The sequence below is a fragment of the Streptomyces sp. NPDC001380 genome (assembly GCF_042895785.1).
GTDB lineage: Bacteria > Actinomycetota > Actinomycetes > Streptomycetales > Streptomycetaceae > Peterkaempfera.
In genome coordinates this window covers 147,829-160,867 of the sequence record NZ_JBIAWP010000004.1, presented here as the reverse complement: position 1 = coordinate 160,867, position 13,039 = coordinate 147,829, and the positions used below count along the sequence as shown (strand labels likewise).

The 13,039-nt window shown below is 74.2% G+C and carries 12 protein-coding genes; 3 read left to right on the top strand and 9 right to left on the bottom strand.

The window, feature by feature from the left end; translation table 11 throughout:
• Positions 1–109: 109 nt before the first annotated feature.
• The gene (locus ACFY07_RS07295; RefSeq protein WP_390867777.1) at positions 110–1,639 is read right to left on the bottom strand and encodes a sensor histidine kinase; all 1,530 of its coding nucleotides are present in this window, start codon (positions 1,637–1,639) and stop codon (positions 110–112) included.
• A gap of 594 nt (positions 1,640–2,233) precedes the next feature.
• On the opposite strand from ACFY07_RS07295, the gene ACFY07_RS07290 reads away from it, so the two are divergent.
• Positions 2,234–3,043 (top strand): SAM-dependent methyltransferase, encoded by an 810-nt coding sequence (locus ACFY07_RS07290; protein WP_390867776.1) that lies wholly within the window; start codon positions 2,234–2,236, stop codon positions 3,041–3,043.
• An 82-nt stretch (positions 3,044–3,125) separates the two neighbouring features.
• Here ACFY07_RS07290 and ACFY07_RS07285 read toward each other — a convergent pair whose 3' ends face one another.
• Both ACFY07_RS07285 and ACFY07_RS07280 read right to left on the bottom strand, forming a co-directional pair.
• Positions 3,126–4,037: a helix-turn-helix domain-containing protein gene (locus ACFY07_RS07285; RefSeq protein ID WP_390867775.1), complete on the bottom strand. Its 912-nt coding sequence runs from the start codon at positions 4,035–4,037 to the stop codon at positions 3,126–3,128.
• A 71-nt stretch (positions 4,038–4,108) separates the two neighbouring features.
• Positions 4,109–4,342: a DUF397 domain-containing protein gene (locus tag ACFY07_RS07280; protein ID WP_230650476.1), complete on the bottom strand. Its 234-nt coding sequence runs from the start codon at positions 4,340–4,342 to the stop codon at positions 4,109–4,111.
• Between the two features lie 181 nt (positions 4,343–4,523).
• On the opposite strand from ACFY07_RS07280, the gene ACFY07_RS07275 reads away from it, so the two are divergent.
• Positions 4,524–5,015, top strand: coding sequence for an ATP-binding protein (locus ACFY07_RS07275; protein ID WP_230650473.1), 492 nt, complete (start codon positions 4,524–4,526; stop codon positions 5,013–5,015).
• 174 nt (positions 5,016–5,189) lie between these two features.
• On the opposite strand, the gene ACFY07_RS07270 is transcribed toward ACFY07_RS07275, so the two are convergent.
• The 6 genes from ACFY07_RS07270 to ACFY07_RS07245 all read right to left on the bottom strand — a co-directional run bounded on the left by ACFY07_RS07270 (position 5,190) and on the right by ACFY07_RS07245 (position 11,776).
• Entirely contained in the window at positions 5,190–5,633 is a 444-nt protein-coding gene (locus ACFY07_RS07270) for a type II toxin-antitoxin system PemK/MazF family toxin (RefSeq protein ID WP_230650988.1), read from the bottom strand.
• A gap of 139 nt (positions 5,634–5,772) precedes the next feature.
• Complete coding sequence (locus ACFY07_RS07265) at positions 5,773–6,834, bottom strand: SIS domain-containing protein (protein WP_230650470.1); 1,062 nt, start codon at positions 6,832–6,834, stop codon at positions 5,773–5,775.
• 26 nt (positions 6,835–6,860) lie between these two features.
• Complete coding sequence (locus ACFY07_RS07260) at positions 6,861–8,417, bottom strand: glycoside hydrolase family 3 protein (RefSeq protein WP_390867773.1); 1,557 nt, start codon at positions 8,415–8,417, stop codon at positions 6,861–6,863.
• Positions 8,418–8,423: 6 nt separating this feature from the next.
• Positions 8,424–9,314: a carbohydrate ABC transporter permease gene (locus tag ACFY07_RS07255; RefSeq protein WP_230650464.1), complete on the bottom strand. Its 891-nt coding sequence runs from the start codon at positions 9,312–9,314 to the stop codon at positions 8,424–8,426.
• A gap of 2 nt (positions 9,315–9,316) precedes the next feature.
• Entirely contained in the window at positions 9,317–10,360 is a 1,044-nt protein-coding gene (locus ACFY07_RS07250; protein WP_390867771.1) for a carbohydrate ABC transporter permease, read from the bottom strand.
• A 120-nt stretch (positions 10,361–10,480) separates the two neighbouring features.
• Positions 10,481–11,776, bottom strand: coding sequence for a sugar ABC transporter substrate-binding protein (locus ACFY07_RS07245; protein ID WP_390867770.1), 1,296 nt, complete (start codon positions 11,774–11,776; stop codon positions 10,481–10,483).
• Positions 11,777–12,064: 288 nt separating this feature from the next.
• Here ACFY07_RS07245 and ACFY07_RS07240 point away from each other — a divergent pair, with 288 nt between their 5' ends.
• Entirely contained in the window at positions 12,065–12,883 is an 819-nt protein-coding gene (locus tag ACFY07_RS07240) for a GntR family transcriptional regulator (protein ID WP_390867769.1), read from the top strand.
• The last annotated feature ends 156 nt before the right edge of the window (positions 12,884–13,039 follow it).

Genomic DNA, 13,039 nt, shown 5'->3' with positions numbered 1-13,039 from the left:
CGCCGGGCCCGGGACGCACAGCGCCCCGGGAACCGGGTGCCGGGAGTGCCGGGCGCACGGCGCAGGACACGGCACCGGGCGCAACGGCCGGGGCCCCGGCCCGCGGGCCTCACCCGACGGGGATCTCCAGCACCACCCTCGTGCCGCCGCCCGGGGCGGCGACCATGTCGAAGGTGCCGCCCAGCTCGCCCGCGGCGAGCGTGCGGACGATCTGCAGCCCGAGGTTGCCGCCGCTCTGCGGGTCGAACCCCTCGGGCATCCCCCGGCCGTCGTCCTGCACGGTGATCAGCAGGTACTCCTGCAGCCGGCCGCCCGCGGCCCGGGCGGCCGGGCCGGCCTCCGGCCCGGCGGGCCCGGCCGACGACGCCCGGCCCCGCAGCGCGGAGACCTCCAGGCTGCCCGAGGCCCTGGTGCCGAAGGCGTGCTCCAGCGCGTTCTGCAGCAGCTCGGTGAGGACCATGGCCAGCGGCGTCGCCACCTCGGCCGAGAGGATCCCGAAGGAGCCGGTGCGCCGGGTGGCCACCCGGCCGTCCTGCGAGAGCTCCATCACCATGGCCAGCACCCGGTCGGCGATCTCGTCGAAGGCGACCTGCTCGTCCAGGGTCTGCGACAGCGTCTCGTGGACGATGGCGATGGAGCCGACCCGGCGCACCGCCTCGTCCAGCGCGAGCCGGGCCGGGTCGGAGTCCATCCGGCGGGACTGCAGGCGCAGCAGCGCCGCCACCGTCTGCAGGTTGTTCTTCACCCGGTGGTGGATCTCCCGGATGGTGGCGTCCTTGGTCATCAGTTCCCGCTCGCGGCGCCGGAGTTCGGTGACGTCCCGGAGCAGCACCAGCGAGCCGACGTGGACGCCCTTGGGCTTGAGCGGGATGGCGCGCAGCTGGACGACGCCGCCGTTGGCCTCGACCTCGGTCTGGCGGGGGGCCCAGCCGCTGGCCAGTTTCACCAGGGCCTCGTCGACCGGGCCGCGGGACGGCGGGACCAGCTCGGCGGTGGTGCGGCCGAGGTGGCAGCCGACCAGGTCGGCGGTGAGGCCGAGGCGGTGGTAGGCGGAGAGCGCGTTGGGGCTGGCGTAGGTGACGATGCCGTCGGCGTCGAGCCGGATCAGTCCGTCGCCGGCCCGGGGGGCGGCGTCCATGTCGACCTGCTCGCCGGGGAAGGGGAAGGTGCCGGCGGCGATCATCTGGGCCAGGTCGGAGGCGCTCTGCAGGTAGGTGAGCTCCAGCCGGCTGGGGGTGCGGACGGTGAGCAGGTTGGTGTTGCGGGCGATCACGCCGAGGACGCGCCCCTCACGGCGGACCGGGATGGACTCGACGCGGACCGGCACCTCCTCGCGCCACTCCGGGTCGCCCTCGCGCACGATGCGGCCCTCGTCGTAGGCGGCGTCCAGCAGCGGGCGGCGGCCGCGCGGCACCAGGTGGCCGACCATGTCGTCCTGGTGGGAGGTGGGGCCGGTGTTCGGGCGCATCTGGGCGACCGAGACGTACCGGGTGCCGTCGTGGGTGGGGATCCACAGCACCAGGTCGGCGAAGGAGAGGTCGGAGAGGAGCTGCCACTCCGAGACCAGCAGGTGGAGCCATTCCACGTCGGAGCCGGTGAGGGTGGTGTGCTGGCGGACCAGTTCGTTGAGCGAGGGCACGCTGCGAGCGTAACCGCCGGTGCGGCGGGGGCGCCCACCGGAGCCGTCCGCGGGGCGGTCCCCGGCCGGCTCCCCGCCTGTTCGCGGCCGGTCCCTTGCGTGTTCCCGGCCTGTTCCCGGCGATCCCTGGACAGCCGCAAGTGGTCTAGTCCACTATGGGCGTGCACCGAGGAGGAGTCCGTCGCGCGTCCGCCCTGACCGCGCGGCCCCTCCGGCCGGCCGCAGCCTGGACCGGGCCCCGCACAGCCCGCCCCGGCGGCGCGGCCGGCCGCACCGGCGGACCGCGGTGCCGGGCGGGCCGAGGGTCCCGTCCCGGCGCCGCGGTCCGGGCGTGCGCCCCCGCCGCCCGGCCGCGGCCGGGTCCCGGACCGTCCGGCGGCCCGCCCTCCGGACCGTTTCCCGGACTGTCTCCCGCCCCGTTTCCCGGACCGTCTTCCGGCCCGCCCTCCGGACGGTCTTCCGGCCCGCCCTCCGGCTTGTGTGCGGATCGGGGAGATCCGTCCGACCGGTCCTCGCCGTGCGGCGGCTCCGCCTACCATGTGGCGGATCGTCAGCACCCAGCACCGGCGGCGCCGGAGAGACTGCGAGGAGCGCATGGACCGGGAAGCACCCCCCGTCGGAGTCGACGTCTCCGTCCCCAGCGTGGCCCGGATGTACGACTACTACCTCGGCGGCAAGGACAACTACGCCGTCGACCGCGAGGCGTCCGAGGAACTGCTCAAGGTGGTGCCCAGCACCAAGGTGCTGGCCGTCAACAACCGGCGGTTCCTGCAGCGGGTGGTGCGCCGGCTGGCGGAGGAGTACGGCATCCGGCAGTTCGTCGACCACGGCTCCGGCCTGCCCACCCAGGACAACGTCCACCAGGTCGCCCAGCGCGTCGACCCGTCCTCCCGCGTGCTGTACGTGGACAACGACCCGATCGTGCTGGCCCACGGGCGCGCCCTGCTGGAGGAGAACGAGAACACCGCCGTCATCCAGGCGGACATGCGGGACACCGACGGGATCCTCGGCCACCCCGAGGCGCGGCGGCTGATCGACCTCTCCCAGCCGGTCGCCGCCCTCTTCGTGTCGGTGATGCACTGCATCCCGGACGAGAGCGACCCGGCGGGCCTGGTGCGGCGGGTGGCCGAGCGGCTCGCCCCGGGCAGCTTCCTGGTCGTCTGCCAGCTGGTCAGCGAGGACAGGGCCACCCGCGACTTCGTCACCGACTTCATGGACCGGTCCACCGGGGGCCGGTGGGGGCGGGTCCGGCAGGCCCACGAGGTGGAGCGGTTCTTCGACGGGCTGGAGATCCTAAAACCCGGCCTGGTGGAGGTCTCCACCTGGCGGCCCGACTCCGATCTCGGCCCGAAGCAGCTCACCCGGGAGTGGATCGAGTTCGGGGGCGTGGCCCGCAGGCCGTGACCGGCGCCCGGACCCGCCGCGCGAGCGGCGGCGTCCCCGCCCCGGGCGCCCCCGCCTCCGGCGGGACGCCCGGGGCGCCGGCTCAGCCCCTGCCGGCGTCGATCAGCCCCTGGAGGAACTCCTCGGTCTGCCGGGGCGTGCACGCCTCCGCGGAGAGGCGGTCCAGCACGGCCAGGTAGTTGTCGACGTCGTCCGGCTTGTCCAGGTAGAGGGCGCTGGTCAGCTGCTCCAGGTAGACGATGTCCGGCAGGTCCGGCTCCTGGAACCGCAGGATGGTGATGGGCCCGCCGGCCGCGGCGAGTCCGCCGATCTCGAACGGCGCGACCTGGAGCGTGACGTTCGGGAGCCGCGCGGCCTCCAGCAGCTTCTCGAACTGGGCGCGCATCATCGCCGGGCCGCCCAGCGGGCGCCGCAGCGAGGCCTCGTCCATGACCGCCCACAGGCGGGGCGCGCCCTCGGCCCGCAGCAGCTTCTGGCGCTCCATCCGGAGCTGGACGCGCCGCTCCACCTCGGGCACGGGGGACCGGGGGTGGCCGAGCCGGACGACGGCGCGGGCGTACTCCTCGGTCTGCAGGAGGCCGGGGATGAACTGGACCTCGTAGGTCCGGATGACCGAGGCGGCCTCCTCCAGGCCGATGTGGGTCTCGAACCAGCTGGGCAGCACGTCGCTGTACCGGTTCCACCAGCCGGGCGTACTGGCCTGCCGGGCGAGCGCCAGGAAGTCGGCCCGCTCCGCCTCGTCGGTCACCCCGTAGAGGGTGAGCAGGTCGGAGACGTCCCGCTCCTTGAAGCCCGTCCGGCCCAGCTCCAGCCGGCTGATCTTCGCGTGGGAGCCGCGGATCGCGTCCCCGGCGGCCTCGCGGGTGATGTTGGAGCGCTCGCGCAACCTGCGGAGCTGGGTGCCGAGCACGATGCGGAGCACCGTCGGGCCGCCCCGAGGGTGCTCGAGGTAGCGCCTTATGGACGGCTCGCCGCCCGGCCGCGTGGCGGTCATTCCGACTCCCCTGGGTGACTGCGCGCAGGCGCTCAGTCTCGCACTGCCGACGGGTCAGGTACAGCGGCCGGTCAGACCAGCGCGTCGAAGTCGCCGTCCTTCACGCCGCCGATGAAGGCCGCGATCTCCTCGGGCGTGTAGACGAGCGCCGGGCCCTCGGGGTCACGGGAGTTGCGGATGGCCGCGCCGCCCCCGGGGAGGGCGGCGAGCTCCACGCAGTTGCCGTTGGGGTTGCTGCGGCGGCTCTTCCTCCAGGTCACCCCCGGGATGCGGGTGGCCTGCACGCCGTTGGGGATCTGCTCCACGAGGGGCGCTCCTTCGTCCTCACGATCGTCTGCACGTGCATCTGCACTTGCATATGTTCTTACCGGTGTGCTTACGACTGTAATTGCAGATGTGCTTGCAGCGACAGGGGTGGGGCGTGGATAGTGGAGCGCGCAGGCACCGTTCGCGCCCGAGACGCCCGAAAGGGCCACGGAGATCGTGATGACAGCGGATACGGCGATTCGACCGGCCGGTCTCGCACTGCTGCCCGGAGGGCGCGGCGAGGAACCGGCAGAGAGCGGCACCTTCGCGACCTGTGCGCTCAGCGGGGACCTTCAGGCGGCGGGCGTGGCCCGGCACTTCACCAGATCGACCCTCCAGGGCTGGGACATGCCCGACCTCGTCGACGACGTCGAGGTGATCGTGTCCGAGATGCTGAGCAACGCGATCCGCCACGGGCTGGGCGGCACGCGCGGCGGGGCCGGCACGCCCAACCTGGTCGGCCTGGGGCTGCTGCGCCGCGGCCGGACGGTCCTCTGCGCGGTCTCCGACCCCAGCACCGACGTGCCGGTCGTGCGGCAGGCCGACGGCTTCGCCGAGTCGGGGCGCGGACTGCACCTGATCGGCGCGCTGAGCCGCGCCTGGGGCTGGACCCCCCCGACCCGGGACGGGAAGTCCGTCTGGGCGACCGTGTCGGCCGCCGCCTGCGCCTGACCGGCCCCGCCCGCCCCGCCCCGCGCCGGGCGGGCTGCTCGCGGACGGGCTCCCGGCCGGGCCGGCCGCCGGGCCTGTGCCGCCGCGTCCACGGCGGCCCCAGCGGCCCCAGCGGACGGACCTGCTCCCGGCCGGGCCGGCGGCCGCCCCGGGGCGGACGGCCGCCGCGGGGGCTCAGCGCCAGCGGTAGCGCAGCCGCAGGTGGTCCACCACCAGGTTGAAGCGGGCCCGGTCCAGCGCGCAGGCCTCGCGGCGCATGCCGTCCGGGTGGACCCGCATGACGCGGTCGAGGGCCACCCAGGAGTCCCGGCCGGTGCGGTCCCAGGGGCCGGAGCCGATGGGCACCCAGTCGCGCTGCCCGTCGTGCTCCTTGCTGGAGAGCATCACGGCCAGCAGGGTCCCGCCCGCCTCGCGGGCCACCACCAGGACGGGCCGGTCCTTGCCGCGGCCGTCGTTCTCCTCGTAGGGGACCCAGGTCCACACGATCTCGCCGGGGTCCGGGTCGCCGTCGTGGTCGGGGGCGTACGCGGTGCGCACCGGGCCGACGGCGAGGGGCTCGACCTCGACCGTGGCGGAGGGGCCGCGGCGGCCGGGGACGTCGGGCTGACTGCTGATCATCTCGGTCACGCGGCCAGGCTAACGGCCTCCCGGCGGACCGCAAGGGGCGGCCGCAGGCGGCGGCCGGGGGCGTGCCGCCGCGGGCCGGGCCCGGGCCCCCGTCGGACGGGGGCCCGGGCCCGGCGGGCGCCGGCCGCCCTCAGTGGGTCTCGGTGACCTTCGCCAGGGCGCGGGGCGCGTCCGGGTCCTGGCCGCGGGCGATCGTGACCTCGTACGCGAGCCGCTGGAGCGGCAGGATCTCCAGGACCGGCTGGAGCTCCTCGGGGACGCCCGCCGGGAGGGCGAAGCCCGCGGAGGCCGCGTCGACCTGCGCCTGCGGGCCGACGACGACGAGGTCGGCGCCCCGGCCGCGGAGCCGGTCCAGCACGGGCTGCAGGGCCTCGCCGCCCTTGCCGTCGGGGACGACCGCGATCACCGGCGAGACGTTGTCCACCATGGCCAGCGGGCCGTGCAGCAGGTCCGCGCCGGAGAACGGGGTGGCCGGGATGTAGGTGGTCTCCATGAGCTTGAGCGCGGCCTCGCGGGCGGTCGGGTAGCCGTAGCCGCGCGAGGTGAGGACGAGCCGCTGGGCGAAGCGGTACCGCTCGGCGAGCGCGCGCACCTCGTCCTGGCGGGCCAGCACGCCCGCGGCCAGCTCGGGCAGCGCCTTGGCGGCGGCGCCGTCGCCGCCGCGCAGGCCCTCGACGAGGAGGTAGAGGGCGAGCAGCTCGGCGGTGTAGGTCTTGGTCGCGGGCAGCGCCTTCTCCGGCCCGGCCAGCACGTCGACGTGGTACTCGGAGACCTCGGCCAGCGGGGAGGCCGCGTTGTTGGTGACGGCCAGGGTGACCGCCCCCGCCTCGCGGGCGGCCCGGGTGGAGGCGACCAGGTCGGGCGAGCCGCCGGACTGGCTGACGGTGACGACCAGGCAGTCCCGCAGGTCCTGCCGGGCCCCGTAGGCGGTGGTGGTGGACATCGAGGTGAGCCCGGCGGGCCTGCCGAGCAGGATCTCGACCAGGTACTTGGCGTACAGCGCGGCGTTGTCCGAGGTGCCGCGGCCGGTGAGGAGCACGAAGCGGGGACCGCGGGCCGCGATCTCGGCGGCGATCGCGCGGATGCGGGGTGCGCCCTCGTCGAGGACGCGCTGCAGGACGGCCGGCTGCTCGGCCATCTCCCCCGCCATGACGCGTCCGGGGACGGGGGCGACGGCGTGCGTGTCGGACATCTGGTGGACCTCCGGAGAAGGTGGTTCTACCCCAGCGCGGGCGGCTGCCCGGTGAGGACCTCTACGGCGGCCAGTCCGCACACACGGGCCGCTCCATGCGTGGCGACGTGCAGTGCCCCGACGGGAGGGGCCTGCGGGACGCCCATCTCGACGACGGCTGCGTCGGGGCGGGCGGCGAGCAGGTCCTCCACAGCGGCAGCCATCCAGGCGTGCCGGTGCACGTCGCGTACGACGAGGACGATCCTACGGTCCTGCGCCTCGGCGAGCACCTCCCCCACGAGGGCCGCCCGCCGGTCCGGGGCGGCGTCGGCCGGGCCGATGCCCCGCGCGCGGGTGCCGGGGAGGCGGGCGGCGAGCATCCCGGCGACGCCCCAGGGGGTCGCGTCGCCGACGGCGATGTTGGCCGCCGGGGAGAAGGAGGCCACGTACGGGCGCTCGGTGACCGGCGCCCAGGACCGGCCGGGGGCGCGGACGACCCGCAGGGCGCGGCGGGCGGCGCGCAGCCCGACGGCGAGGTCGGGTTCGACGGGGACGGCGGCGGCGGCGCGGGCGCGGGCCCAGGCGCCGAGCCGGCGGACCCGGTCGGCGGCATCGGCGAGGCGCTGCTCGGGGATGCGTCCGGCGCGGACGGCGGCGACGACGGCGTCCCGCAGGTGCAGGACGGTCTCCTCGTCGGCCAGGCCGCCGCCGACGCAGATCGCGTCGGCCCCGGCGGCGAGGGCGAGGACGGTCCCCTCGGCCGTGCCGTAGGTGTCGGCGATGGCGCCCATCTCGATGCCGTCGGTGACGATGAGGCCGTCGTAGCCGAGACCGCCGTCCTCGGGGGCGGCGCGCAGCAGGTCGTGGAGGACGGCGCGGCTGAGGGTGGCGGGGTGGTCGGTGTCCAGGGCCGGGACGACGATGTGGGCGGTCATCACGGCCTTGGCGCCGGCCCGGATCGCGGCCTTGAAGGGCAGCAGGTCGCGGGAGTGCAGCCGGTCGACGTCGACGTCGACGACGGGCAGGCCGTGGTGGGAGTCGACGGCGGTGTCTCCGTGGCCGGGGAAGTGCTTGGCGCAGGCGGCGACGCCGGCGGACTGCAGGCCCTCGACCCAGGCGGCGGTGTGCCGGGCGCACAGGCCCGGGTCGGCGCCGAAGGAGCGGACGCCGATGACGGGGTTGCCGGGGTTGGAGTTGACGTCGGCGGAGGGCGCCCAGTTGTAGTTGACGCCGCAGGCGGCCAGGGCGCGGCCGAGCTCGCGGGCGACGTCGCGGGTGAGGGCGGGGTCGTCGACGGCGCCGAGGGCGAGGTTGCCGGGCCAGGAGGAGCCGGAGCCGGCCTCCAGCCGGGTGACGTCGCCGCCCTCCTCGTCGATGGCGACCAGGACGTCGGGGTTCTCCTCGCGCAGGGCGGCGGTGAGGCCGGCGAGCTGCCCCTGGTCGGTGACGTTGCGGGCGAAGAGGGCCACGGAGCCGAGGCCGGCGGCCAGGTGGCGGCGGAGCCAGTCGGGCGGGACGGTGCCGACGAAGCCGGGCTGGAGGACCGTCAGGGCGTCGCGGTGGAGGGTGTCCGCGTGCGGGGCGGTGGGGACGAGGATGCTCACGGGGTTTCAGCCCTTCACGGCGCCGGCGGTCAGACCGGAGGCGATCCTGCGCTGGACGAGGAGGAAGAAGACCACGACGGGGACGGCCATCAGCGTGGCGCCGGCCATCATGGGCGCGTACTCGGTGCCGTGCTGGGTGGTGAAGTTGCCGAGCCACACGGGGGCGGTCTGGTGCTCCTTGCTGAGCAGCATCAGGGCGTAGAGGTACTCGTTCCACGCCTGGATGAAGCCGTAGACGGCGGTGGCCACGAGGCCGGGGGCGAGCAGCGGGAAGACGACGCGGACGAAGGCGCCGGTGCGGCTGCAGCCGTCGACCATGGCCGACTCCTCCAGCTCCCGGGGGATGTTGACGATGAAGCCGCGCAGCGTCCACACCGTGAAGGGGAGGATGAAGGTCAGGTACGTGAGGATGATCCCGGTCAGCTTGTCGTACTGGCCGATGTCGTTGAGCATCAGGAAGACCGGGATGATCATCGCGATCAGCGGGACCATCTGGACCGTGAGGATGCCGACGATGACCGCCCTGCGGCCGCGGAAGGCGAAGCGCGAGATCGCGAGGGCGGCGAGCAGCCCGACCACCAGGCCGATGCCGACCGTGCTCGCCGCGATGACCAGGCTGCGGCCGATCGGGCCCCAGAAGTCGGAGATCTGGAAGGCCCGGCGGACGTTGTCCAGCGTCATCGGCCACGGCAGGAACTTCGGGTCCGGGTCGATGGCGTCCTTGGCCGGCTTGAAGGCCGTGTTGACCATCCAGTACACCGGGAAGCCGGCGACCAGGGCGACGAGCACGCCCAGGGCGTTGTACAGGGCGCGGCCGCGGGGGCGGCGGCGCCGGGCCGGGGCGGGGCGGGCGGCGGCGGGCGGGGCCGCCTCGGCGGCGGGGGCCGTCGGCGTCATCGTCACTCCACCTCTCCGATCGTGAGCATCTGGCGCATGTAGACGGCGACGACGCCGAGCAGCAGCAGGACGGTGACCAGGGCGATGGCGGAGCCGGTGGCGTAGTCGTTGGCGACGAACGCCCGGTCGTAGGAGTAGGTCGTCAGGAGCTGGTACTCCGGCTCGGGGTGGCCGCCGCGCATCAGGAAGACCTGGGGGAAGACGCCCATGTCCCAGATGACGGAGAGCGTGGTGAGCATGACGACGACGGGCTTGAGGATCGGCAGGGTGACGTGCCGGAAGACGCCCGCGGCGCCCGCGCCGTCCATGCGGGCGGCCTCCTCCAGCTCCCTGGGGACCTGCGTGAGGCCCGCGTGCAGGGTGATGGCGACGAAGGGCACGGCGCCCCAGACCACCAGGGCGGTGATGACGAGGAAGCCCTGGGTGCTGTTCATGAACCAGTTGTGGCCCGTGAGGTCGACGCCGGGGATCCGGCTGAGGAGCCAGTTCGCGACGCCGTAGTCGCTGTCGAACATCCACTTGAAGACGGTGACGGCGACCACGATCGGCATCGACCAGCTCGCCACCAGGGCGATGTTGACCAGCGTCTTCACCCAGGTCGAGACCCGCAGGAGGAGCAGCGCGACCAGCATGCCGAGCACCATGGTGAGGACGACCGCACCCGTGGTGAAGAGCACCGTCCGCAGGACGACGGACCAGAACACGCCGTCGCCGAGGACGGCCGCGAAGTTGTCGAACCCGGCCCACTCGGCGGGCTGGAAGCCCCACAGCTGGGACTGCCCGAACCTCTGGAAGGACAGGACCACCAGCCGGGTCAGCGGGTAGCCCAGCACCAGGAGCAGGACCAGCAGGGTCGGGGCCAGCAGCGTCCACGGGAGCGCGGCGCCGGTGAGGCGCAGGCCCGAGCCCGGCGCCCGGCCGGCCGGGGACGCCTTCGCGGTCCGCGGCGGCGGGGCCGCGGCGGCGGCCGTGTGCTCCGGGGCCGTCCGCCCGGCGGCCGTCTGCCCGGGGGTCGACTGCTCGGGGGTGGTCTGGGCGGCACTCATCACGTGCTCCTCAGCTGTGCCTCACGCGGCCGCGCCTGCGGGGCGCGTCCGGCGGGAGGGGCGGGGCCGGCGGGACCGGCCGGAAGGGGCCCGCCGCGCGGCGGGCCCCTTCCGGGAGGGTCAGGCGTTGTTGATGACCTGGTCGATCGCGGTGTCGGCGGCCTTGGCCGCGTCCTCCACCGACTTCTTGCCGGTCGCGATGTCCTGGAGGGCGTTCTGCAGGACCTGCTGCTTCTCCACCTGCAGCCAGCCCGGCGCGGTCGGCACGAACCAGCTGATCTCGGCGGCGGTGGCGGTGGCCTCGGTCTTCGGGTCGGCCTTGAGCGGGGCGAGCTGGGTCTTGTTGTTCGGCAGGTTGCCCTTGCCGATCAGCCCCTCCTCGCCCTTGGTGCCGGTGAAGGCCGCGATCCACTCGGAGGCGAGGTCCTTGGCCTGCGACTTGACCGGGACGGCCAGGTCGGAGCCGCCGAGGAAGGTCGGCAGGGCCTTGCCGGACGGGCCGGGCATCACGAAGGAGACCAGGTTGTCCTTGAGCTTGCCGCCGGTCTTGTCCTGCTTCGGGTCGGCGGCCGCGCCGCCCTCCCAGGACGCGCCGTAGATCATGGCGGACTTGCCCTGGCCGTAGACGATGTAGCGGTCGGCCTCGTCCTTGGTGAGGTCGCCGTGCATGTACTTCCCGAGGGCGTCCTTCCACGCCTTCAGGCCCTGGACGGCGGCCGGTTCGGAGAGGGAGGACTTCCACGTGCCGTCGGAGCCGCGCTTGGCGATGGCGCCGCCGGCGTCGGCGACGAAGGACATGGCGGCGTACCAGTCGCGGGAGGGCTGGTACCAGGCGGAGAACTTGTCGCCGTTCTTCTTCTGGATCCTGTCGAGGTCGGCGGTCAGGTCGGCGTAGGTCTTGGGCACGTCCTTGACGCCGGCGGCCGCGGCGACGTCCTTGCGCCAGGTGGCGACGCGGGAGCCCGCGTAGTACGGGACGCCGTAGGTCTTGTCCTGGTAGGTAGCCGAGAGCTTGAGGCCGTCCAGCCAGGCGCCGCTGTTCTCGAACTTCGAGGCGTCGAGCTCCGCGAAGGCGCCCTTGATCATGTAGGGCAGCATCTCGGTGTTGCCCATCTCGACCACGTCGGGGGCCTTGTCGGTGGCGAGCACGGCGTCGAGCTTGGTGTTCTTGTCGGTCCAGGCGTAGTACTCGTGCTTGACCGTCAGGCCCGGGTGCTTGGCCACGAGGGCGTCGTCGGCGGCCTTCACCAGCTCCGGCCAGTTGTTCTGGGCGTCGACGGTGAGCCACACCGTGATGGACTTGGGCGACTTGCCCGCGCTGTCGCCCGTCTTGCCGCCCTTGGCGTCGGAGCCGCAGGCCGCGACGCCGACCACCATGGCTGCGACACCGACCGCCGCAATGAGCTGACGCTTCACGCCGTCCTCCTCGGGATGCCCGAACTCCCCCCATCGCAGACACGCCGTGGATGGGCCGGGGATTGTGGTGCTGGCCCTCAGTGGTTTAGACCAGTACCCGGAGCTTGGCCTAGACCAATGCGAGTGTCAACGCTCCGGCCGCGAATGGGAAGCAGCCGTTACCAAGCCGACACCCGCCCCCGCAGCCCGGGGCGGAGGGGGAGGCCCGGGGGCCCCGGCGGCGTGCAACGATGGGCACCCAGGCGGTACCGACGGGCCGGCGACGGCGGAACGGGGATGAGGACGGCGATGACCAGCGACGGGGGGACGGCGCGGCCCCTGGCGACGGCACCGGGGCCGGCGGCCCCGGAGGGCGGGCGGGAGCCCGGCGGCCCCGGAGGCGCGGACCGCCCCGCCGCGCGGGTGCCGAAGTACTACCGCCTGAAGAAGCACCTGCTGGAGATGACGGACCGGCTGCCGTCCGGCACCCCGGTCCCCCCGGAGCGCACCCTCGCCGCCGAGTTCGACACCTCCCGGACCACCGTGCGGCAGGCGCTCCAGGAGCTGGTGGTCGAGGGCCGGCTGGAGCGCATCCAGGGCAAGGGCACCTTCGTCGCCAAGCCCAAGGTGGCCCAGGCCCTCCAGCTCACCTCGTACACCGAGGACATGCGCGCCCAGGGCCTGGAGCCCGCCTCCCGGCTGCTGGACGTCGGCTACGTCACCGCCGACGACCGGCTCGCGGAGCTGCTCGACATCCGGCCCGGCAGCCGCGTGCTGCGCATCGAGCGGCTGCGGCTGGCCAACGGCGACCCGATGGCGATCGAGGCCGCCCACCTGTCCGCCAGGCGGTTCCCCGCCCTGCGCCGCAACCTGGTGAAGCACGACTCGCTCTACACCGCCCTGCGCGAGGTGTACGGCGTCACCGTCGCCGAGGCCGAGGAGACCATCGAGACCTCCCTGGCGACCCCGCGCGAGGCCGAGCTGCTCGGCTCGGACGTGGGGCTGCCGATGCTGCTGCTCTCCCGGCACTCCTACGCCGCGGACGGGGAGCCCGTGGAGTGGGTCCGGTCGCTGTACCGGGGCGACCGGTACAAGTTCGTGGCCCGGCTGAAGCGCCCCGAGGAGTGAGCCCGGGCAGGCCGGGGACGGCGCGGAGGCGCACCGGGCGGCGCGCGTGCGGCTTGTGCCCCGGTTCGTCCTGCCCGTACAGGCGATTCCGTGCGCGAACCGGTGACATGGCCACTGCGATGACCTAGATTCCGGCCGTCCCACCTGACGACCACC